Origin of the sequence: Candidatus Chordibacter forsetii (assembly GCF_964187505.1) — a bacterium.
GTDB classification, from domain to species: Bacteria; Verrucomicrobiota; Verrucomicrobiia; order Opitutales; family Seribacteraceae; genus Chordibacter; species Chordibacter forsetii.
Genome location: NZ_CAXLML010000001.1, coordinates 1 through 21,352 on the forward strand (window position 1 = coordinate 1; position 21,352 = coordinate 21,352).

Here is a 21,352-nt window from a genome sequence, read left to right on the forward strand (position 1 = left end):
AAAAAGAAGTTCTAGGGGAAGGTTTCTGACAGTCAGATTAAATCATCGGAGGTGGATTAAAGTCTGTCATGGTCTCCGTGGGTTTCGGCTTTACCCCGGGTGTAAGGCTTTCAACTGCTTCAGGTGCATCTGAGATATTTTCCACCGTTACATCTTCATTTTCAGTCAGTTCCTGCTGGGCCTCTTTCATTTCAAGAAACCTGGTATGGTTAAATTGGCTCAGAGCTTTTAGCTCTTGCTGGGCCTCAGCATGATCGGCCCTGAGCACCTCCAGTTTCTTACGAACATCTTCATTTTCTTCTCGCGTCCTGCCACCACCGCTCAGAAAGGCTTCACTCTCTCTGATACCTTTAGCCAAGGTGCGAATATTAGATAGGATTTTGCCCTTTTTTGTATCAACATTGAACTTTGGTGAAATGGTTTTTTTAGCAGCCAAAAAGGTGGAATGGCTACCTTCCTGAATAGAAACTAGCTCTTTTTTGAGAACTTCAACATAACCTTCAGCACCATCAATATCTTGGCTTACATTATGACCTTCTTTGTATTTTTTCTTCAGTAATCGAAGCTTAGTTTTATGATCAGCTATTTCTTGCCTAACTTTATTTTTGGCAAGTATGCGCTTTTGAACTTCTGAGAGTTCTTCTTCGTCACTAGAAGATTCCATTAAAATTTATTTGGCTGAATATATTAATTAAATTTACTGAGAAAATTTTTAAATCAATTAAATTTATAACTGATAAGAGGATTTAAGTGCCTTGAGTTGTCAAACATGAAGTTGATAAAAATTCATTGAATTTTCCCAGATTTTGTCCACTGCGTCTACATTCAACAAAGCACATGCGTACTCCCCAACCTTGTTAATGAAAGCGGGCTCATTTCTTTTTCCTCGATGGGGAACTGGGGCCAAGTAGGGGCTATCGGTTTCCAGCATCAATTTTTCTATACCTTGGTATTTTACCGCATCCCATAATTGATCATTTTTAGGAAAGGTGAGAATACCAGTGAAGGATGCCCTACCTCCACGCTCCATGAGTTTTTTTATCTGAGCAACACCTTCAGTAAAGCAGTGAAAGACCACCCTTTCCCAGTTTACTCCAGAACGATCAATTTCTTCCACACAATCATCGAATGCAGCACGGGAATGAATAATTATCGGACAATCAAATTGACGAGCCCATAACAATTGCCGGCGCAACGCTTCCTTTTGCCAATTAATAATTTGCTCAGCAAGCTCAGGTTCTTTGGGAAGTCGAAAATAATCCAATCCAATTTCGCCCAAAGCAACTGGGCTTTTGTTGCTTTGCCAAAAAGTAGGAAGGCTCGAAATTTGGTCTGCCCAATTTTCATCAACATATCCTGGATGTAGTCCAACCGAGTAATCTATTCTTCCACAGTATTTTATCGATAATTCGAGGTAATCTGCCCAGTCTCCTGGAGAGGTTCCTACCGTGACCATTCTGCTAACCCCATTTTCGTCAGCCCGTTGAAGAACACTTTCAAGCTCTCCCTTTTTGTGGAAACTTTGCAAATGACAATGTGTATCAAACCAAGACATCTCCTCGACCTATACGAAAAGATTTGCCATCATCGCCACCCTAAATCTTTTTTTTTTTAAACTTCGATCAACCAACAGAACAGAATTATGGAAAACGTTATTATTTTAGGAACTGGATGTGCCGGATTTACTGCTGGTATTTACACAGCCCGAGCAAACCTCAATCCCTTAATATTAGAGGGCAAACAACCCGGTGGCCAACTTACCACTACTTCGGAAGTTGAAAATTTTCCAGGATTTCCACAAGGAGTGGATGGTTATGATTTGATGGACAACCTGCGTAAACAGGCGACTAAATTTGGTGCCCGCGTGGAAAATGCCTTCATTGATCGCGTTGATTTCTCTGACGATTGCAAAACTCTTTATTCCGGAGACAAATCTTACAAAGCCAAAGTGGTGATCATTGCTACTGGAGCCGCACCTCGCCTACTTGGCATCCCCGGAGAACAAGAAATGTACGGGGGCAAGGGTGTAACCACATGCGCAACTTGCGATGGTGCATTCTATCGGGACATGGAAGTAGTGGTGATTGGTGGGGGAGATTCCGCCTGTGAGGAGGCTTTGTTTTTAACTCGCTTCTGTTCAAAGGTTACCCTGGTCCACCGAAGAGATGAACTAAGGGCATCTAAAATTATGGCTGAGCGCACTCTGGCCCACGAAAAAATTGAAGCAGTCTGGGACTCAGCAGTGGAAGAAATACTTCCCGGTGAAGATGGAAGGGTCAAAGCGATCAAAACTAAAAATTTGAAAAGTGGAGAGGCTGGAGAAATTGCCTGCAAGGGTGTTTTTATTGCCATCGGACACCTACCCAATACTCAACCCTTTGAAGGGATCCTCGATCTCGATACCAACGGTTATCTTGTTCCTGCAAATGGCAGCATGGTTAAAACTTCAATTCCTGGAGTCTTTGTTGCCGGCGACTGTGCTGATCATGTATACCGACAAGCCATCACCGCGGCTGGAATGGGTTGCCAATCTGCGATCGAAGCGGAACGTTGGTTAGCGGAAAGCAACTAAAGCGAAACTCATACCCCAAGGTCCATTAGATGAAAGATGTGGTGCAAAACGTTGCCACATATCTTTCATCCACAGCTGAGCAGCGACCTGACCAACCTGCCCTAGTCTCGGGTGCAGGCAGTCCTAAGTTTTCCCCACTTTCCTTTTCCCAGCTTAACCATGCCGTTGACGGTGCGGTGAGTGAACTTGTGAACTCAGGCATATCCGCAGGAGATAAAACTTTGCTCTTTGTAAACCCGGGACCAGGTTTAATTATTTGGGCATTTGCTCTGTTTCGTCTGGGAGCCATTCCCGTCGTCATTGATCCGGGAATGGGGATCCGGTCCTTTCTTTCCTGCATTCAAAGAACCAAGCCAAACGCCATGGTTGGTATCTCTCGTGCCTTTTGGCTGAGCCGCTTACTCCCACGTTCCTTTCGTACTGTTCGTCGCCGCTACCTGGTGCGACCTGGGCTCTACACTTTCAATAAAAAGGAGGAGCAACCCTTCATTCCCAAGAGGACCTTGCCTGATGAATTAGCTGCTATCGTCTTTACCTCTGGGTCTACGGGAAACCCCAAAGGAGTCAGGTATTTACACCGCACCTTTGACGCTCAAATCAATGCACTTCAAAATGTTTTTGGTATGGAAGCTGGTGAGGTTGACCTTACCACCCTTCCAATTTTTGGCCTATTTAATCCAGCTCTCGGTATCACCTCGGTTCTCCCTGATATTGATCCACGCCGCCCAGCTCAGGCCGATCCCGCCAAACTTGTACGCTCTCTGCTTGATCATAATGTCACCACTGCATTTGCCTCTCCCGTAATCGGGGAGAAAGTTGCAAATGAGTGCCAAAATTTGGGCACTTCCTTAAATAAAATAAATCGCTTTTTTCTCGCCGGGGCCCCCGTGCCCCCGAGCTTGGCTGAACAACTCAGTCAATGCCTACCTCATGGGCAGGTTATTGTACCTTACGGAGCCACTGAAGCCCTTCCCGTTTCCTCTACTGATAGCTCTCAGATTTCCGATTGTAAGAGCTCGACACTCAAAGGTAAGGGTTCTTTGGTCGGAACACCTATACCCGGTGCGAAGGTTCGTATTCTTGATATTACCCAAGCTCCATTGCCCGATTATCCGGAAGGTTTTGACGGTTTAAAAAAAGGAGTAGTTGGAGAAATCTGCGTATCTGGAAAGATGGTAACCTCGGGATACGATCGAATGCCTGGAGCAACCTGTGACGCACGGTTTAAAATTGGCAAAGCCGAATACCACAGGATGGGCGATCTTGGATATATCGACGAACACAAGAGGTTACGATTTCTAGGTCGTAAAGCGGAATGCATACACACTGCAAATGGACTCATCGAGACTGAACGTTGCGAACCTGCAATCTTCCAACTTTCTTTTGTTCAACGTTGTGCCCTGATTGGACTTGGGAAGTCGCCCAAGCAGGAACCCTGCCTGGTCGTCGAGCCGGTCCGTTCACAAGTTCGTCAGCATGGTGAAATTGTATTGCGCCGGAAAATTCTTGATGCCTGCCAAGATTCCTTTCCAGAGTTTCAGATTCAAAGAGTCTTTTTTGAGAAAAAGATTCCTGTTGATGCCCGACATAATGCCAAAATTCATAGGCTTGCCCTCTCGCGCAAATGGTCCCGCTGGGTTGCCCGCAAACCAAAGTTGGGAAAAGTAACATGAAAATTCTGGTTACCGGAGGAATGGGCTTTGTGGGTAATGCCTTGGCGCATGCACTTCTTAAAAGAGGCCATGAAGTTCATGCCCTAGGCAGGAGCGTTAATCCCGCTAAAGAAAAACTTCTGCCCGGATTAATTTATCATAGCCACGATCTATCCAAGAAACCTTTATCCAAACATTGGTTAAAAAAAACAGAGGTTGTTTTTCATGTCGCAGCCAAAGCTGGTGTGGGTGGAAAATATCTTGATTACAAACTGGCAAACTTGGTTGCCACCGAAAAACTACTCCAAACCTGCAAAGAATATGAGGTCTGCAAGTTTATCCATACGAGCACTCCAAGCGTTGTTTTTTCTCCCAACCCCATACGGGGAGGGGATGAATCTTTGACCTATTCAAAGGAAGATTTTTCTCCCTACGCCTCGACCAAATCTCTGGCCGAGCAAGCAGTTCTTGCCGCTGATGATCCTGCGGGGATGAGAACGCTTGCTTTACGACCCCATTTAGTTTGGGGACCTGGCGACCCCCATCTTCTTCCCCGAGTGGTCGCACGCCACCGTGCGGGAAGATTAAGAATTATTGGAGATGGAAAAAATCAGGTCGACCTGACTCATATTGAAAATGTGGTACACGCCCATCTCTGTGCCCTCGATGCCATGATCTCCAATCCCGACCTGGGAGCAACCCCCTACTTCATTGGACAAAATGAACCCGTGCGTCTGTGGGATTGGTTGAATCAGGTTTTTGCCGAATTACATCTCGCACCGTTAAATAAATTCATTTCTTATAAAACGGCCTACAACATTGGTTGGCTTATGGAACAATCATGGAAAATTTTGCCCCTTAAGGATGAACCACCCATGACCCGTTTTGTGGCCTGCCAACTTGCCCACGATCATTGGTTTTCCGAGGTAGCTGCAAAAAGGGATCTTGGCTACCAACCCCTTCTCTCGATGGAAGAGGCGTTAAGAAAAACTCTTCCATGGCTGCGTAATTTATAGGGGGTTAAATTTTGCCTCAAAATTTTTAAGCTAACCCAGCAAAAAAATTTCCATTCAGCATAGAGACATTCGGTTGTATTCATACAAAAAACAAGCCACACTGGCGTTCAAGTTGAGAGAACTGGCCTGCCCCTGAATCCCGATCTTAACCCATTGATCAGGCTGGTCTTGCCAAAACTCACCAAGTCCAACTTTTTCACTTCCAAAAAGAAAGGCTGTACCCGCGGGAAATTTTTTATTTCCCATTATTTCTTGGGCTCGCGAACTTGTCCCCACAATATGCCTGGCTGATTTTTTTAACCACTCTCTAACATCCCCCTTGGTTCCCATAGCCACTGGCATGCCCCCAAACAAACCCCTTGAGGACCGTACTACATTTGGATTAAAAAAATCTACTGCTGGATCGGACAAGATCACACCCGCCGCCCCAAAGGCTTCAACTGTGCGTAGAATCGCTCCAAGGTTTCCTGGCTTTTCCACTTCGTCCAAAACCACAAGAGGGGCATCATTCCTAACTGAAAAGGCATCAAATCCAAGCTCCCAAGTCCTTAACACTCCAATAATTCCGTGAGTACCCGACGTGTAAGAAGCCTTGGCATGAGCAATTCCTGAGGTCTCGCAACCAGGTATTCCCATTTCTCGAAGTTCTTCCAACGCCGAAGATTCTCCAAACTGCTCAACCATAGATGGACAAAAATAGAATTCGATTAGCTGCCTACCGGCACGCACTAAGGCAAGCAGGTCATTGGCTCCTTCAACAAAAAAACATCCCCGCTCTCGCCGTCGGCGAGGAGATTCTCGCAACTTTACCAATTCCTTGATCCGCGAATTAGTGGGGCTCTCTATAGTTGCATTAGTCATAAGATAAGAAAAAGGGTTTTGCCGATCAAGGGCGAGCCCGTTAAGACAAGCAACTGCATGAAACGTGAGCCAAAAGGATTTTCTCCCAACCCCTACCCCTACCATCATGAACTCGAGTTAGAGATTTCGGATGTCACAAATCTTGGGGTTGGTATTGGCCGAGATCAAGACTGGGTAATTCAAGTTCCTTACTGTTGGCCAGGAGAGCGCGTGAAAGCCCGAGTTTTCAGAAATCATTCAAATTATTCTGAGGCCGACCTCTTAGAGGTACTTACCTCTTCTCCAGATCGGACGGAACCGGTTTGTAAATTATACGGTTCTTGCGGAGGTTGCCAATACCAGGGAGCCACTTACGAGGCTCAATTAAAATGGAAACGTCAGCAGGTTGAAAACTCACTCGTACGGTTAGGTGGATTATCCGTTAAGGTGGAACCTGTCATTCCTTCCCCCAAGCCATATGGATACCGTTCCAAACTGACCCCACACTTTCAAGGTGGTCGCCAAGGTAGGGAATTGAATATTGGTTTTTTGAGGCAGGGCTCCCGTCGTGCACTGATCGATGTGGAAGCATGCCCCATCGCAACCGATGCAATAAACGAAGCCTTGCCTGCCGCCCGTGATGAACTAAGAAATGCACCAAAAAGGAAACGTGGAGGCACCCTCTTGCTCCGAGAAGTCATTGAGGGGGTGGTGACCGACCCAAAAAAATTAGTCAGTGAAAAAGTGGGGGGTCTTATTTTTCATTTCAAGGCAGGTGAATTTTTTCAAAACAATCCATTCGTTCTGCCACTATTGGTTGAACATGTGGTTCAACAATCCAAGACAGATGAAATCTCGCTTTTGGTCGACGCTTATTGCGGGGGAGGTCTATTTGGACTGAGTGCCGCTTCTCGCTTTAAAAAAATTGTCGGTATTGAAATTAGTCGGGAAGGCTTTGAGGGTGCTCGTACCAACGCCCGGATTAATCAAATTGATAATGCACAATTCTTTCTGGGAGATGCGAGTTCCATCTTTGATGAACTTAAGGGGATTTCAGAGCCTGCGGCCCTCGTGATTGATCCACCCCGCCGTGGATGCGACCCCGATTTTCTTCGCCAGGCCATTGAGTTTGGACCCCAACGAATTGTTTATGTTTCCTGCGAGCCAGCGACTCAGGCAAGGGATTCTCAAATTCTTTTGGAGGCGGGTTATCAACCTATCCTAGCCCAACCATTTGATCTGTTTCCCCAGACCAGGCATGTGGAAAATGTCCTTACCCTGGTTCGGTAATTTCCAAACTCTAAACACGCTTCCTATCCCTAGTCCATTCAACGGAAGAAAAGGTCTTTACCTGTTCTAGGCGCTGGAGCTCTAATTCTTCGGGCCAATCTTCTACGACGATTTTTTCTGCTAGATCGCGGGCGATCAATTCCAGAAATTTTATTTCAATTTGAAGGTGATTAAGGTCGGGCCATTTGCCCAGGTCTAAAGTTCCCTGAACCAGTACGCCATTCCGGGTTCGTTTCATCGCAGCACCGGCTAATTTTTGGTTGCCCATCTCATCCATGAGATCGCGCCCTACGGGTTCGCGAAAACAATCCCCAGGTATACCCCCTTTGGATTTTTCCGGACAGGGCATCAAAGAATTGGCCACACCCTGCTCGATCAAAGCCTCTCCCCATCGCTGATGAATTTTTCCATAAAATTCCATCGGGGGCATTGCTGCTCCCAAACTACCAACGGGAAGAACAAGTCCGTAGGTTAAATCACTCCCATGCCTGACAATTCCACCACCAGTTGGGCGCCGGGTCATATTCTGCAAAGGCTCTCCAGTTTCACTTTCGGCCCAGCTGGCTTTTTGTCCGTATCCAAATGTAATTTGTGGCCTGTCCCAACCATACCTTCGAAAAATTGGACCCGCCCACTGACTCGTCTGTGACAACATCCACCAATCGGTAGCCATGTTTTCCGGGCCCGATTCCCGGCGATAAGGTAAATGATATAAACTCATCTAAAATCGGGGGTTATAACAGGTTGGATCGTCCACATTTTCGCGGTACCAAGAATAAAGAGCCAGAGGCAAATGCATTTCTTCGAGTTGCTGATCGATAGTCGCAGGCTGCGTCTTTACCTTGCTGACCAAGGGTGCAAGTTCAAAGGTTAGTTTGCCTGGTCGGTCGCCCACTCTTTCCTGTGATTGAGCCAATGTAGATGTGCCCAGTCTTTCCTCCTTAAATCCAAACCTCTGCAAGATTCGTCTACCCAATTCATGCCGAGTAATGGTATCGGCTCCTGCCCAATGAAAGAGACCATTGAGGTTTGGTCGCTCGATTAATTCCACAATTAATTGAGCCACATTTTCCGCCGAACTTGTCTGCCTCCACTCATCGGTGAACAAAGTTGGTTCCTCCCCTTTTGCCAGGGCTGAAAGAATGCGTTCGTGAGGACTACGGTCTCCCCGCGGACTGTTTCCATTAAGCAGGGTAATCCGTAAAACCACTAAATTTATATCGGTGGTGGCAAGAACCTGTTTTTCAGCCTCCAATTTTTGTAGTCCATACTCACTTAATGGATTGGTCTGATCGGTTGAACGGTAAGGAGAGGAGGTTCCATCAAAGACCATATCGGTCGATACTTGCAGATGGCGGGCACCCAAATGTGCAGAAACCTCAGCTAATTGACGAGCCGCCTCCACATTGATCAAGCGGGCATAGTCCGGGTTTTTATCCACCATGTCCGGAGATGAAATCGCGGCACAATTAACTACTGCATCTGGCCATTGGTCGAAGAATTCGCGCATTACCGGATCGAATTTTTCCATTGGTAATGAAGATACCCCATACTTTTTTTTGGGCTCTTCCCAGGAACGATTTGCATAAGCGAGCAGTTTATGACCCCGAGCAAGACATTCCCTACAGACCGCCGATCCTAAAAGACCTGATGCACCCATAACCGCAATTTTCATTTCCTGACTAGGATAAAAAAATATCTTCCAAGTAACAACCCGAGAGTGTAATTCCGGTGAGAAAATACCCCCACTTTCCTTGCTTGCACGAAAAGGCGGAAAAGATAGGATTATTTCTACTCAATGAATTTATCCCAACTTGCGAATCCTCGCATCCTGGACCAACCTGTCTACGAACCCGGCAAACCTATCGAAGAGGTGGCTCGGGAATATGGTCTTCATCTCGACCAAATTTGCAAACTTGCATCCAATGAAAACCCATGGGGAGCATCAAAACTTGCCAAAGAAGCCGCCCGTACTTCCCTGGAAAAAGTTCACCTCTACCCGGACGGCTCAGGTCATCAGTTAATCAATAAACTGTCCAGCCTTCATCTGCTCGGTTCAGATCAATTTGTATTGGGCAATGGATCCAATGAAATCATCGAATTACTCGGACATGTCTTTCTTCAGCCAGGCGACGAAGTTCTCTGTGGCAAGCATGCCTTTGTGGTTTACAAATTGGTCGCCTTGCTGATGGGTGCAAAACCTGTGGAAGTCGAAATGCCCGGACTCACTCACGATCTTCATAAGATGAGGCAGGCGGTGAACGAACATACAAAGCTTATCTTTCTTCCAAGTCCTAATAACCCCACTGGAACCGCAAATACAGAAGAAGAAATTCATACCTTCGTTCGTTCACTCCCTGAACATGTAATATTCTGTTTTGATGAGGCTTATGCGGAGTACCTTGATTCCCCTCCTGATCTTCGACCTTTGATTGAAGAAGGTCGTAAAGTAATTTGCCTTCGTACCTTTTCAAAAATTCATGGACTTGCAGCCTTACGAATTGGATATGGATATGGTGCCCAGGAGATGATTGCTTTGCTACAACGGGCACGACAACCCTTCAATGTAAACGCAATTGCACAGGCAGCAGCCCTTGGAGCACTAGAAGACGATCTTTGGGTTACGCAGTGCCGGAAGCGAAATGCAGACGGACTGGAACAACTTGCAAAGGGACTTGAAGCACTTGAAATCGAGTACCTACCCAGCCAGGCGAACTTTATTTTGTCCAAGCCCGGAGACGGGCGGGGATTGTTTACCGAATTACAAAAGCAGGGCATAATTACTCGTGCCCTGGGCCCGTCTCTTGCTCCCTACCTTCGCCTTTCTGTTGGCACAGAAGAAGAAAACCATCGCCTCCTGACCGCTCTTGAAAAAACTCGGACGATCTTTGGGGCGTAATTATGATCACAACGATAGAATCTCTCTTTTCTCCTTTCACTCTATTTACCATCTGGGCTCTTTTTTTGGCAATTGGACTTTACCTGGGTGTCTTTCGATCGATGATTGATCGTATTCGAGCTGGGATTTCCACCCCCCCCGGGAAGGGCTCACGATCTGGAAAACTACTCGAATCCATGCTTCAGGAGCCCAACCATGCCCGCCCATTGCATGTGGAATCGGCTCTTTTTTCTGCCTTGCAGGTATTTGTTGGTTTCTTTTCAGTCCTTAACATTTGGACCGGGGAGAGTACTTTGTTTGGCGGCTTCGTTGCTTTCTTCGTCGCCCTTTTCACAGAGCGTATTTTTTCTGGGATCTTTCCTCGCTTATTAACCTCCAGATCCAAAAGCCACTTACATTTAAAAATTGGTTTTCCTTTCACTCTCTTTGCCCGGTTTCTTGCCCTGCCCTTTACTCCGCTCCTCCTGCGTATCGAAAAAGGTTTTTTCGGCTCAGACCATAATGGAGAAAATGGAAATAATGAAGATAACGAAGTCGCCGATCATATACGCACCTTATCCAGGGAGGGTTCAAACCTTGATCCAGATATTGCTGAAATTGTGGGTAATACCTTGGAGATGGGACAGTTGAAGGTTCAGGATGTGATGGTTTCGCGCAAACAAGTACAAATTTTGGACTGGCAAGACGGGCTGGAAAAAAACCTGGAAATCGCTCGAAGCTGTGGTCACACCCGTCTGCCTCTTTGCGAAGGGGACTTAGATCACTGCCTGGGGATTATTCATGTAAAATACGCTTTTCGCCTGCTCGGAAAAGAACCCGACAAACTATCCCTTCGGTCTATTACCAAAGCACCTGCTCGTGTTTCTGCTGAAGACCCCCTACCCCTGGCCCTTCGTAAAATGATGAAGTGGAAGGTACATATGGCCTTGGTTGGAGATGAGTTTGGAGGTATTGACGGGGTAATTACCCTTGAAGATATTCTTGAAGAGGTGGTCGGAGAAATTCAAGACGAGTTCGATGCGGACGAAGCAGATATCGAACAACTTAACGAACAAAGTTGGAAAATCTCTGGACTTACTCCCCTGCACGAATTACCCGAGGCCTTGAATATTGATGATGAAGAGGAAGAGGTAACGAGCTTTGGAGGACTTATTACCCAAGAGTTTGGAAAGATTCCAGAGGCTTACGAAACCTTAAGGCTCAAAAATTTGGAGGTCACCATTCTTGAAGCCGATGAGACTCGAATCGGCCTAACAGAAGTCCGCCTGCTTGATCCCAGCGAGGAAACGAAAGATTCCTAAGTTTTTACCCCTTGGCAAAGCTGGGGCGGTTCAATCTCTTGGAAAAAGGATAATTTTTTCTCCCAGTTTCACATTTGTTAAGTGCCTTCCCCAATCAAGGCGCCCCTCCCATTTTTCCACTGGGTTTTGCCCCAAGCATTTGCAAATGCGGGCATGAACACCAGGCATGACTGGAGCAAGAAGATCATTGGCCAGCCTTAATGCTTCGAGCATGGTTCCAAGACTGGTCCGTAAAGCCTGAACATCTTCGGGGGCATCAGATTTTGCTAATTTCCAGGGTGCCCGATCATCTGCATATTTGTTGATTGCCCGAACAAACCCAATTGTTTCTTCCAAAGCCTGGTGAAATTGAAATCCTTCAAACAATTGAAGAACCTTGGTTGAGGTTTCCTGCCAGCGTTCCTGCAAGCGCTCTTCCCATTCTTCCTGAAGTTCCTGATCTGGGGCAATACCATCAAAATATTGGTGGCACATGTGCAACAAACGACTTACCAAATTACCCAGGTCATTTCCTAACTCTCCTTTATAGCGGGAAGAAAAACGCTCCAAAGAAAATTCCGCATCCTGGCCCACAGTCATTTCCCTCATTACAAAAAACCGAAATGCATCTGCTCCGTATTGATCAGCCAAAGCCAACGGGCTGACTGTTTCTCCCGTACTTTTAGACATCTTGGCTCCAGATGTCGTCCACCAACCGTGGGCTAGAATTTGTTTAGGGATTGGAAGGTTGCATGCCTGGAGCATGATGGGCCAGTAAACTGCATGGGGCGGAGCAAGAATATCTTTTCCAATGACATGAAGGTCCGCCGGCCAATAATCAGAAAATTCATCGGTCCCAAATCCCGCAGCTGTTACATAATTTACCAAGGCGTCAAACCATACATAAGTGACAAAACCAGAATCAAAAGGAAGCGGAATTCCCCAGGATAAACGGTCAGACGGACGTGAAATACACAAGTCATTCAGGGGCTCTTTAAGGAATTCCAGAACCTGAGATTTTCGGAAGTCAGGTTTTATAAAATCTGTAGAGCCTTGTATGTGTTCCACCAACCAACCTTGGTATTTACTTAGTTTAAAAAAATAATTCTTCTCGGTTATCCGGGTGACTTCTCCAAAAATCTCGGGCCATTCCCCATCTACCTTATCTTTTTCCTGCAAAAATTGTTCAGCACGGGTCGAATAAAACCCTTCGTACTCGTCCTGATAAATATCTCCGGCATCATACAACTTTTGTAAAAGTTCACAGACCACTTTCTTATGTCTCGCCTCGGTCGTACGGATGTAATCGTCATTGGAGATTTTTAGGGTGGATAGGATCTCTTTAAACTCCTCAGCAATCCGGTCACATCTTTGTTGTGGTTCAATCCCCTCAGCATCAGCACCCTGCTGAACTTTTTGCCCATGCTCGTCCAGTCCGGTGACAAAGCGAGTCTCCGTTCCCTGTAACCGTTTTATCCGAGCAATAACATCGGCAAGTATCTTTTCATAAGCATGGCCCAAGTGAGGTGAACCATTGGCATAATCGATCGCGGTGGTGAGATAAAATTTCTTCATCAGACAATTATGCTATATCGATTATCAGCCAAAGAACCAACCTATTCCCACTTTCCATGGTTGACTTGCATACTACTTCGCAGTTTTATTTGGGTAACAGATCAGTTGTTGATCTGTTCCGGGAAGAATAAATTTTGTTCCCAACCTCACTTCTCTTTTCAGTCATTTACTTTACTGATAAAACCCAACTCACTCAGCATGAGCGAAAATGAACGTACTGAGTCCGATGCGCTTCAAGTCGAAGGGCTGTTGGACATAATCGAAAACAAATCTGGTGTCCTGCTTGATCCCGCAAGGGGTGGCAAGACCACCCCAAACGATCCCTTTTTGCCCAAAGAATTGATTCGTCGTTTCAAGCTTAAAAGAGGCTCTTTCATACAAGCCGATGCTATCCAGAACCCAAACCGACCAAGTCCAAAAGTCCGATTCATACATACAGTAGACGGACTTTCGATTAAGGATAGGAAATCCCTTTTCCGCTTTGACCAGTTAACCACCATACAACCCAAGGAAAAACTCAACATCGAGTGCAAGGATGGGCGGATGACCACTCGAATGATCGATCTTTTTTGCCCGATTGGAAAAGGGCAACGCGGCTTGATCGTTGCCCCACCCCGTGCGGGCAAGACCACAATTCTACACGACATTGCCAAGGGAATTGAAGAAAATCATCCCGATTGTCACCTTATGGTATTGTTGGTCGACGAACGCCCAGAAGAAGTTACTGACTTCAAAAGGACTGTGCCCGCAGAAATCTTTGCCTCCTCTAATGACGAAGAGGTTAAAAGTCATTTAAACATGGCTGAATTGGCTATCGAGCGTGCCAAGCGTTTGGTTGAAAACAAAAAAGATGTCGTCTTGCTAATGGACTCGATCACCCGACTTTCCCGTGCTTACAATGCAGCATCTGGGAAAAGTGGCCGGACCATGACCGGCGGTCTCGATGTGCGAGCCCTAGAGAAACCCAGGCAGATTTTTTCTTCCGCCCGAAATTCTGAAGAGGCAGGTTCTCTTACCATTATTGCCACTGCCCTCGTGGAGACAGGTTCCAAAATGGACGAATTAATCTTTCAGGAATTTAAAGGTACTGGAAACTGCGAAATCGTACTCGACCGCAAAATTGCAGAACTCCGGCTTTGGCCTGCTCTAAACCTCGCATCATCGGGTACGCGCAAAGAAGAAGACCTGCTCGACCCCAAGGTTTTGGAAAAAACATCCTTCCTCCGACGAGCCATGTCTCCGATGAAGGTCATCGATGCTACGGAGACCTTATTGGAGCGAATGACCAAGACGAAAAATAACCAAGATTTCCTTGACCTGATCAAGACGGCTTAACGCGTTGACAATCGAGTGTTAAAACCGCATTTTCTAACCTTTTATTCACATACCCACGCACCGGTATTTTCATGCAGAATTTTTCTAATCAATGCCTGGACCTGGCGAGGTCCTTACTCGGCAATAACCTCAAGCACCTTAATCCAGACGGCACCGTAAGCCCTGCCCCCGGTGAACAACCTCGCGCCGACGAGCCTGGCCATGCCGCCCTTGCCATTGGAGAATTTTTTCGAGCCTCCGGTGAAGTCGAACTCGAAGGGCATGATCTTTTTGATCTTTCCGCACGTTGCGTAACTCAACAGGCATTCAACGAAGATTCTCACGAGAACGGCCTTGCCTACGCAGCCCTTGGTTTATTGTCTTTTGGTGCATCCAAGGAAAGAAATCCAGTTTGGGAAAGACTGACTGATCCTACCCGAGAGCAACTCGATGAGTGCCTATTATCCCGCAGTGATCACGAAGACCATTTTCAAGCCTTTAATATAGCTAAGTCTGTGGCTCGTTTTAGTTTCGGGCTGACCAAAAAGGACGACACCGGAAAAGTGATTGATCGCTTTGTTGAGCGTATTGAATCTCATGGCACTGGCGGATTTTGTAATGACGATCCCAAGGGTACCCACGGAGTTTACAACCTCTACGGTCTGCTCTCATTCATCTTCATTCGTCAGGCACTACAGCTCCACGCCAATGTACATTTAAAGGATCGTAAACTACCTAAGTTGCGTACCTTTGCCGAAAGATACCTTAAACTCCTGCCCGATATGACCAGACAGGATGGCCTTGGCTGGAACTATGGACGTTCCGTGGGTGCTTACGGACAGTTGCATTGTATTAGTTTGATTCTTCAGGCCATGCGCGACAACTGGATACCCCCAGAAAAACACGCTCTTTACTTAAATACACTGCGCAGGTTGTTCCAATATTTCTTTGTAACCTACCTTGATCAGGAAAAAGGAGAACTTGTGATTCGAGATGAGGAACGAAATACGGTACCCAACCATACCACTCGGATGGCTAATTTCGATGCTGCCCGCTACCTTTGTCAATGGTCACGATTGGCTAAAGTGATTGGTGGTTCCATGGCGGTGCCTGCACCTCAGCGTTCCTCAACTGGTGGTCGTTTTGTACCCTTTGATAAATCGCACAGGAAAGAGCATGGATTATTTCTATACCGTGATGAGAACATAGGTATTCAGTATCAAATGCCTTTGATTGGCCCAGGACAAAAAACGACATCAGACAACCTTGCTTTTCCCCATTGCCCCGGAATCTTTGATTGGACAGTAAACAAATACCTTCCGGTAATGATCCCCGAACTTACCTTTGGTAAAGATGTGATCATTCCCTCCTTCTATGGGAAAAATTGTGTTACTGGTATTGGATTAAAAAAAGCACTTTACCTAAGATTCAACCAACCAGAATTTGTACGGACAGACGGATCCTTTGCAAATGGTATTGGAAGTTGTCAGGTTCAATGGACCTTTGGAAACGGTAAGGTATCTTCCGAATTTGTATTCCAGGTTAAGAACCCTATCTCTATGGACCGGATGCGTCTTGCCCTGGTTATTGGCTCGCCCCACTCCTCGCATCGATTGGGCACTACTTTGCGCCAAGGTCCTGAAGGATTACGCGCAAAAGTGGAAGTGGATGACTTTCAGGCAAGTTGGTCCGCTTTTGAAACTGTGTCTGATAATCCAGACTACCGAGGATATTCAGGGAATGTTCACTATGTACAATTCCTCGCCCGTGACCATCCATTGGTTATGCGCCCGGGTCAGCAATACAAACTCATTCTTTCCTACGAGCCGGATGTTGTTTTTGCCGACGAATAATCTGGTATTCACAACCCGTCCATTTGCTTTGCCTGGACGGATTTCTTAATTTTTCCTCCCGACCATGCTATCCGCCCGGATTATTCCCTGCCTTGATGTAGATGCAGGCCGAGTGGTTAAAGGAGTACGCTTTAAAGAATTGCGTGATGCCGGAGATCCCGTGCAAGTAGCACAGGCTTACGAGCAGCAGGGAGCAGATGAACTTGTCTTTCTAGATATTACCGCCTCCAGCGATGAGCGGGAAACCATGCGAGATGTTGTCGAACGTACGGTGGCCACCTGTTTCATGCCTGTAACCGTGGGAGGAGGAATTCGTAAACTTAACGACATTCGATCTATGCTCATGGCAGGTGCCGATAAGGTAAGTATGAATACGGCAGCCATCCTCAATCCTTCTCTCATTGATGACGCCACCAATAACTTTGGAAACCAATGCATTGTAGTCGCCATCGATGCCAAGCGAAGGGAAGATGGCAATGGCTGGCTGGTCTATACCCACGGTGGACGAAAACCTACCGAATTAGATGCTGTCCAATGGGCGCAGGAAGTGGTTAGCCGTGGAGCAGGCGAAATATTACTCACCAGTATGGATTGCGACGGAACCAAGACAGGATATGATCTCGAGCTTACACGCACAGTCAGTGAGGCTGTGGAAGTTCCCGTTATCGCATCTGGAGGAGTGGGCAACCCGTCCCATATGGCGGAGGGAATTTTAAAAGGCAAAGCAAGTGCAGTATTAGTGGCCAGCATTTTCCATTTTGGAGAATATACCATACCTGAAACTAAACAGGTTATGAAAGAAGCCGGAATTCCTGTAAGGCTTTAGGTTTTTTTGGATAAAAAAACTTAGGCTCCTTTGGATCCATTAGACCAAAGATTCATTGCCTCTTTTTTTAAAGCCCGTATTTCCTTCACTCCCTCTTTACTCACAACATTGCCAGATGGGTCGAGGATGACAAGGAATGGAATATATTTTACACCCAAGCTCTCATTTGCCTGTTTCGCTTCATCCGATTGATTACTCATCGCTAGCCAAGGCATATCGTATTTTTTTACATACTTGGCCTGGTCCTTAGCAGTACCATCTCCACCTACCAAAACAACTTCGAACTGTTCAGCATGTTCGTTCCGAAAACGGATTAGCTCTGGGGTAAAAGAACGGCAGGGACCACACCAGCTCGCGGAAAAATAAAGCCCGACATATTTACCCTGTAAAGATTCTGTCGATATCTCTATTCCTTCCCTGTTCAGGAGAGTATCGGGAATAAGGCCGGCATGTGAAAGGGTTGTCTTTTCAGGCGAAGTCGAATTCTTCGAGGTCAGCCAGGCAAAGGCTGCTGAACCAAACACGAAAACGATCAAGAAACCAAGGGCTTTGCTTCTTTTCATAAGGGTGAATAATATAAAAATCAGCCTACTGATCCAAGGATATTCTTTGGTGGACAGGAAGAGTTTTTCCTTCCTAACAATGCCTCAAAATCAGCAATAAATCGAGCGGCTACCCCATCAACCCTATAGTCTTTTGCCGTCTCAAATGCATTTTGCCCCACACCTGAATCTGATGAATCTGATAATAAAGATTGCAGGCATTTCTTAAGGGTATCTTCGGGAAAGTTTGATCGTTCATCAAACCTGTACCCATTTTCACCCGGGCGAATAAAATCATCAAAGCATGGAAGAGAGGAAACTAGAGGCACGCAGCCACAACTCATAGCCTCCAAGACTGCCAATCCAAAAGTTTCTCCTTTGCTGGCAATCGATGGATAAACAAAAATACGAGCCTTTTTATATTCTTCCATTAGTTCCTTTTCAGAAAAGATTGGTTCCAGAAACTCGATGGATGAATCAACTTCTTTTTTAAGTTGCTCAAAAAACGACGATCCCCCCCCACCCTGGTCTTGTCTCCATGGGCCAATTATTCTCAACCCCCATTCATTTCGAAAAGATTCGGGCAACTTCTTCCATGCACCTACTAAGTTGAGTACTCCCTTTTCAGGATGAATACGTCCAGCATAGAGGACTCTTTTAGGCCGATCCTCTAAACGAGGAAAACCACTTTCAGGTAAGGAAAATGGGAGAGGGTATGGAATAGTGCGCACACGCTCGCTTCCATCCTTTAATTCCTTTGCAGCTGCTACTGAAACAAACTCGCTGGGGGTTTGTAAGCAGCTGGCCTTTTTATACAAACGCAACTGGCCTTTAGGGTAGCGACCTACATGGACATAAATCTTTCCAAATTTTTCAGCAGGAAAAAACAGGGGGGCCCAAAATGCGTGAGTAACGAGGATATCTGCTTCTGGTAATATCCTTCGTGCTCTAAGAACATAAGAGATTTCACGAAGTTTTAGTAGGTATGAATATTTGGTCGCATCCGCCCCAGGTATACGCAAGTGGCGAACTCCTTCAATAGACTCCTGCTCCGGTAATCCATCGCACAACCTTGAAATATGCGTTACCTCATGCCCGGCCTTTACAAAGGCTTCTCCCAGGACCTGCCAGGCTTTTTCGATCGCACCTCCACGAATCGCAGGAACAGGTAAAAAGGCTCCCTGTAAAATCGTGATTCTCATGGGGAGCTTTCAGAAATAACCTCAACCAAGCTCTTAACCGTCTGCTTAATATGCAAACGGTCTTCAAAACATTTTTTGGCTGCAGTGCTTAATTCCGGACGGCTATCAATTAGCCATTGGTTGAGCAAATTCTCAATACCTTCTTGGTTATCGGTTTCAACTTTACCCGCTCCGGCTTCGATCACTTCGGACCAAAGGTTTACCTTGTCGGTCAAATAAACCGGTAAGCCAACCGAGCATGCCTCCGCTACCACCATACCGTAATTTTCCTGATGTGATGGTAAGATCATCGCATCAGCTGTCCTCAGGGCTCCCCACTTTAATTGACCCTCCAGCATACCCGTCCAACAAATAGACGGGTCCGTTCCAGCTAATTTTTTTAAATGATTAATCCATGGATTATTCTCTTCCATCGGCCCTGCCAGTACAAGAATGTCAGAATCTTTGATGCTTAATTTTTTCCAGGCCCTGATTAAATCGTCCAGGCCTTTTTTGGGATGTAACCTTCCAAGGTACAGTAGGATTCTCCGATCTCTGAGCTTGGGAAACTGTCCAAAATATGCAGTGCTTTGCTCGTCTCCGCCGGGTGGAGGGTCGCTTACCCCCAAGCCAGTTACCACTTCTTTGCGACGGTAAGGAAAAAAAGTACATTGAGCCAACCTACGTTCCTCCTCTGTAGTAAAACAAACGGCTTGGGCATTACGAATGATGGCCCCCTGCCTTATCCACCAATAGAATTGTTTCTTTAAATGTTTGATGGGATAGGATTTTTTAAACCAAGGGTCCAACATACCATGGGGATAGACGAGGTATGGATTTCCTAACTCCCTGGCTCGTTGGCCTGGCCATTGCCAAAGTCCATGAGCTATAACCCACTCCCGATTGTTTCTTACACTGGCATTGGGATCATCTGATATTCGAGAATCCACTCCACTCTTGAGTAATGCTTCGTTTAATAACTGCACAGCGGATAATACTCCACCGGTACTCGGATTCAGCGAGTGTATAAGGTGTAGTACTTCCAATGAATGCCCCACCTCTTTTAACTAATACAAGTTAAGACTGAATCGTTAAATAGCCAAGCATGCCTTCTTAGAGAGGACTGTAACCATAATCATAAAGATGAATCGCAGATGATCCACTACCAGCAGATGGCAAGGTAACCAAGGACCATGAGCCTTCCCATCCTCCATAGTTTCCTGGGCGTACCCGAAATATAAACCTTTGATTCTCTGTTAAGTTTGAATGGTCTTTAAAGGTATCTTTGTTTGTCCAAAACCATCCAAATTGTTCGGAAAAGAACCAGATACTATTCTGGGAATTGCTGGTCGAATAGAGCCACCCAAGATCAGTATGATAAATCCAGGGAAAAGTTTCATCGGTAAACCAGCCAAACCATTCCTCATTTTTCCAACTGCTTGATACATTACTACTGGGAGATTCATCCCATAGAAGATTAAAGTTCTCCTTAAAACTTGGGTCAGATAAAACCGCTTCTAGGGCCGCATCCAAGTTATCACTTAACTCTGTTGATTGTAATTCGTCTTCAGTCTGTAATTTGAGTGCCATATATTGTCTTGCAGAATCAACATAGTCGGCACGTGTCGACTTCATAAAAGGTAAATAAGGCTCCTTCAAAGCTCCTGTTATTCCCAAAGATATGGTCGGCTCAAGGACAAGGTTATAAATATAGTCTACTGCCGGAGTTAAATTATCATTTAAATCAGCTTGCCTGGCATCCCATAATAATTGGGCACCTTTCATGTATTGCATAGTAAAAGGTAAAGTTCCAAACTTGTTTTTAAAATGGCGACTCACAAATTCCTTACGGTTGGCAAAATAGTCTCCCTCTCTGTTCCCAAAAAATTGTGGGCGATCAGAATAAATCAGTCCATACTTGTTAATGTATTTCAATGATTGAAGTTGATATCTTATATACCCAAGAAGGTTATTCTCCCACTCATCATAATCTTTGAAATATTCTTCTGTATTGAAGTGGGCTTCTCCAAATAAAACAGCGTACGCTCCAGCCAAATCAGCCATAGGAACAAGATCTTCCCCGATCGAATAATTGACTAAAATCTCGAGCATTGTTTTTTCATCTGCATTTTCAGGTATGGAAGCTTTTAAAACGCGGACAACTTCATCAGTTGGACTTTCTCCAGTCATTTCCCTGTAAATCATTGCACTTGAACTAACAGGTTTGAGAATATGAAGCTTACGAACATAGGCGGATTTAATTTTTGAAGTGATTACCCTACCTTGGGTTCCACTGGTTGCATTTTCTTTGGTAACAGCGATTACTTTCAAATCAACTTCAACCACATCGATTAGACTGCCATCATCCAATGCCATTGAAGTGTGTGAAGATAGGTCATCCTTAAAATTCTTATACGAGACATTCCAGTCAAAGTTCCACTCCAATGTAGACACAGTTGGATCGTGCTGGTAAGGAACAATCATAGTTTGCCCTATTTGACTCTCCTCCATG

Annotated in this window: 18 protein-coding genes and 1 pseudogene; 9 read left to right on the forward strand and 10 right to left on the reverse strand. The window is 45.7% G+C overall.

The window, feature by feature from the left end; all coding sequences use genetic code 11:
* Nucleotides 1-37: 37 nt before the first annotated feature.
* Both ACKPQ4_RS00005 and ACKPQ4_RS00010 read right to left on the reverse strand, forming a co-directional pair.
* Nucleotides 38-664 carry a hypothetical protein gene (locus tag ACKPQ4_RS00005; protein WP_407679153.1) on the reverse strand — a complete coding sequence of 209 codons (627 nt, stop codon included), beginning with the start codon at nucleotides 662-664 and terminating at the stop codon, nucleotides 38-40.
* A gap of 99 nt (nucleotides 665-763) precedes the next feature.
* Nucleotides 764-1,555, reverse strand: coding sequence for a TatD family hydrolase (locus tag ACKPQ4_RS00010; RefSeq protein ID WP_407679154.1), 792 nt, complete (start codon nucleotides 1,553-1,555; stop codon nucleotides 764-766).
* Between the two features lie 87 nt (nucleotides 1,556-1,642).
* Here ACKPQ4_RS00010 and trxB point away from each other — a divergent pair, with 87 nt between their 5' ends.
* The 3 genes from trxB to ACKPQ4_RS00025 are packed head-to-tail and all read left to right on the forward strand — an operon-like array spanning nucleotide 1,643 to nucleotide 5,240.
* Nucleotides 1,643-2,572, forward strand: coding sequence for a thioredoxin-disulfide reductase (trxB, locus tag ACKPQ4_RS00015; protein ID WP_407679155.1), 930 nt, complete (start codon nucleotides 1,643-1,645; stop codon nucleotides 2,570-2,572).
* A gap of 29 nt (nucleotides 2,573-2,601) precedes the next feature.
* Complete coding sequence (locus ACKPQ4_RS00020; RefSeq protein WP_407679156.1) at nucleotides 2,602-4,245, forward strand: fatty acid CoA ligase family protein; 1,644 nt, start codon at nucleotides 2,602-2,604, stop codon at nucleotides 4,243-4,245.
* On the forward strand, nucleotides 4,242-5,240 hold the full coding sequence (locus tag ACKPQ4_RS00025; RefSeq protein ID WP_407679157.1) for an NAD-dependent epimerase/dehydratase family protein: 999 nt from the start codon (nucleotides 4,242-4,244) through the stop codon (nucleotides 5,238-5,240). The genes ACKPQ4_RS00020 and ACKPQ4_RS00025 overlap by 4 nt, the downstream gene beginning before the upstream one ends.
* 54 nt (nucleotides 5,241-5,294) lie before the next feature.
* Here the strand turns inward: ACKPQ4_RS00025 and ACKPQ4_RS00030 are convergent, their stop codons facing one another.
* A complete protein-coding gene (locus ACKPQ4_RS00030) occupies nucleotides 5,295-6,101 on the reverse strand; it encodes a TrmH family RNA methyltransferase (RefSeq protein ID WP_407679158.1) in 807 nt (268 codons plus the stop codon).
* Between the two features lie 57 nt (nucleotides 6,102-6,158).
* On the opposite strand from ACKPQ4_RS00030, the gene ACKPQ4_RS00035 reads away from it, so the two are divergent.
* Nucleotides 6,159-7,370: a class I SAM-dependent RNA methyltransferase gene (locus ACKPQ4_RS00035; RefSeq protein ID WP_407679159.1), complete on the forward strand. Its 1,212-nt coding sequence runs from the start codon at nucleotides 6,159-6,161 to the stop codon at nucleotides 7,368-7,370.
* Between the two features lie 10 nt (nucleotides 7,371-7,380).
* Here the strand turns inward: ACKPQ4_RS00035 and ACKPQ4_RS00040 are convergent, their stop codons facing one another.
* Together ACKPQ4_RS00040 and ACKPQ4_RS00045 are read right to left on the reverse strand one after the other, a co-directional pair.
* Entirely contained in the window at nucleotides 7,381-8,091 is a 711-nt protein-coding gene (locus tag ACKPQ4_RS00040) for a lipoyl protein ligase domain-containing protein (RefSeq protein WP_407679160.1), read from the reverse strand.
* Nucleotides 8,092-9,045, reverse strand: a complete 954-nt coding sequence (locus ACKPQ4_RS00045; RefSeq protein ID WP_407679161.1) for an SDR family oxidoreductase — start codon at nucleotides 9,043-9,045, stop codon at nucleotides 8,092-8,094.
* A 123-nt stretch (nucleotides 9,046-9,168) separates the two neighbouring features.
* On the opposite strand from ACKPQ4_RS00045, the gene hisC reads away from it, so the two are divergent.
* Both hisC and ACKPQ4_RS00055 read left to right on the forward strand, forming a co-directional pair.
* Entirely contained in the window at nucleotides 9,169-10,269 is a 1,101-nt protein-coding gene (hisC, locus tag ACKPQ4_RS00050; RefSeq protein WP_407679162.1) for a histidinol-phosphate transaminase, read from the forward strand.
* 2 nt (nucleotides 10,270-10,271) lie between these two features.
* Nucleotides 10,272-11,570, forward strand: a complete 1,299-nt coding sequence (locus ACKPQ4_RS00055; protein ID WP_407679163.1) for a hemolysin family protein — start codon at nucleotides 10,272-10,274, stop codon at nucleotides 11,568-11,570.
* A 30-nt stretch (nucleotides 11,571-11,600) separates the two neighbouring features.
* On the opposite strand, the gene metG is transcribed toward ACKPQ4_RS00055, so the two are convergent.
* Nucleotides 11,601-13,124 (reverse strand): methionine--tRNA ligase, encoded by a 1,524-nt coding sequence (gene metG, locus ACKPQ4_RS00060; RefSeq protein ID WP_407679164.1) that lies wholly within the window; start codon nucleotides 13,122-13,124, stop codon nucleotides 11,601-11,603.
* 198 nt (nucleotides 13,125-13,322) lie between these two features.
* On the opposite strand from metG, the gene rho reads away from it, so the two are divergent.
* The 3 genes from rho (at nucleotide 13,323) to hisF (ending at nucleotide 17,117) form a co-directional block, all read left to right on the forward strand.
* Nucleotides 13,323-14,459, forward strand: a complete 1,137-nt coding sequence (rho, locus tag ACKPQ4_RS00065) for a transcription termination factor Rho (RefSeq protein WP_407679165.1) — start codon at nucleotides 13,323-13,325, stop codon at nucleotides 14,457-14,459.
* 71 nt (nucleotides 14,460-14,530) lie between these two features.
* The gene (locus ACKPQ4_RS00070; protein ID WP_407679166.1) at nucleotides 14,531-16,291 is read left to right on the forward strand and encodes a hypothetical protein; all 1,761 of its coding nucleotides are present in this window, start codon (nucleotides 14,531-14,533) and stop codon (nucleotides 16,289-16,291) included.
* 64 nt (nucleotides 16,292-16,355) lie between these two features.
* Nucleotides 16,356-17,117 (forward strand): imidazole glycerol phosphate synthase subunit HisF, encoded by a 762-nt coding sequence (gene hisF / locus ACKPQ4_RS00075; RefSeq protein WP_407679167.1) that lies wholly within the window; start codon nucleotides 16,356-16,358, stop codon nucleotides 17,115-17,117.
* A 20-nt stretch (nucleotides 17,118-17,137) separates the two neighbouring features.
* Here hisF and ACKPQ4_RS00080 read toward each other — a convergent pair whose 3' ends face one another.
* From ACKPQ4_RS00080 to ACKPQ4_RS00095, 4 genes and pseudogenes are all read right to left on the reverse strand, one after another.
* Nucleotides 17,138-17,680 (reverse strand): thioredoxin-like domain-containing protein, encoded by a 543-nt coding sequence (locus ACKPQ4_RS00080; RefSeq protein WP_407679168.1) that lies wholly within the window; start codon nucleotides 17,678-17,680, stop codon nucleotides 17,138-17,140.
* A gap of 20 nt (nucleotides 17,681-17,700) precedes the next feature.
* Complete coding sequence (locus ACKPQ4_RS00085) at nucleotides 17,701-18,861, reverse strand: glycosyltransferase family 4 protein (RefSeq protein WP_407679169.1); 1,161 nt, start codon at nucleotides 18,859-18,861, stop codon at nucleotides 17,701-17,703.
* Nucleotides 18,858-19,886, reverse strand: coding sequence for a glycosyltransferase (locus tag ACKPQ4_RS00090; RefSeq protein WP_407679170.1), 1,029 nt, complete (start codon nucleotides 19,884-19,886; stop codon nucleotides 18,858-18,860). The genes ACKPQ4_RS00085 and ACKPQ4_RS00090 overlap by 4 nt, the downstream gene beginning before the upstream one ends.
* Nucleotides 19,887-19,953: 67 nt before the next feature.
* Nucleotides 19,954-21,352: pseudogene (locus ACKPQ4_RS00095) on the reverse strand (hypothetical protein); the annotation flags it as partial.

Bases quoted from the DNA above. Each gene is read 5' to 3' on its own strand.
- ACKPQ4_RS00005 (WP_407679153.1), bottom strand. From the start codon at position 664: ATGGAATCTTCTAGTGACGAAGAAGAACTCTCAGAAGTTCAAAAGCGC.
- ACKPQ4_RS00010 (WP_407679154.1), bottom strand. From the start codon at position 1,555: ATGTCTTGGTTTGATACACATTGTCATTTGCAAAGTTTCCACAAAAAG.
- trxB (WP_407679155.1), top strand. From the start codon at position 1,643: ATGGAAAACGTTATTATTTTAGGAACTGGATGTGCCGGATTTACTGCT.
- ACKPQ4_RS00020 (WP_407679156.1), top strand. From the start codon at position 2,602: ATGAAAGATGTGGTGCAAAACGTTGCCACATATCTTTCATCCACAGCT.
- ACKPQ4_RS00025 (WP_407679157.1), top strand. From the start codon at position 4,242: ATGAAAATTCTGGTTACCGGAGGAATGGGCTTTGTGGGTAATGCCTTG.
- ACKPQ4_RS00030 (WP_407679158.1), bottom strand. From the start codon at position 6,101: ATGACTAATGCAACTATAGAGAGCCCCACTAATTCGCGGATCAAGGAA.
- ACKPQ4_RS00035 (WP_407679159.1), top strand. From the start codon at position 6,159: ATGAAACGTGAGCCAAAAGGATTTTCTCCCAACCCCTACCCCTACCAT.
- ACKPQ4_RS00040 (WP_407679160.1), bottom strand. From the start codon at position 8,091: ATGAGTTTATATCATTTACCTTATCGCCGGGAATCGGGCCCGGAAAAC.
- ACKPQ4_RS00045 (WP_407679161.1), bottom strand. From the start codon at position 9,045: ATGAAAATTGCGGTTATGGGTGCATCAGGTCTTTTAGGATCGGCGGTC.
- hisC (WP_407679162.1), top strand. From the start codon at position 9,169: ATGAATTTATCCCAACTTGCGAATCCTCGCATCCTGGACCAACCTGTC.
- ACKPQ4_RS00055 (WP_407679163.1), top strand. From the start codon at position 10,272: ATGATCACAACGATAGAATCTCTCTTTTCTCCTTTCACTCTATTTACC.
- metG (WP_407679164.1), bottom strand. From the start codon at position 13,124: ATGAAGAAATTTTATCTCACCACCGCGATCGATTATGCCAATGGTTCA.
- rho (WP_407679165.1), top strand. From the start codon at position 13,323: ATGAGCGAAAATGAACGTACTGAGTCCGATGCGCTTCAAGTCGAAGGG.
- ACKPQ4_RS00070 (WP_407679166.1), top strand. From the start codon at position 14,531: ATGCAGAATTTTTCTAATCAATGCCTGGACCTGGCGAGGTCCTTACTC.
- hisF (WP_407679167.1), top strand. From the start codon at position 16,356: ATGCTATCCGCCCGGATTATTCCCTGCCTTGATGTAGATGCAGGCCGA.
- ACKPQ4_RS00080 (WP_407679168.1), bottom strand. From the start codon at position 17,680: ATGAAAAGAAGCAAAGCCCTTGGTTTCTTGATCGTTTTCGTGTTTGGT.
- ACKPQ4_RS00085 (WP_407679169.1), bottom strand. From the start codon at position 18,861: ATGAGAATCACGATTTTACAGGGAGCCTTTTTACCTGTTCCTGCGATT.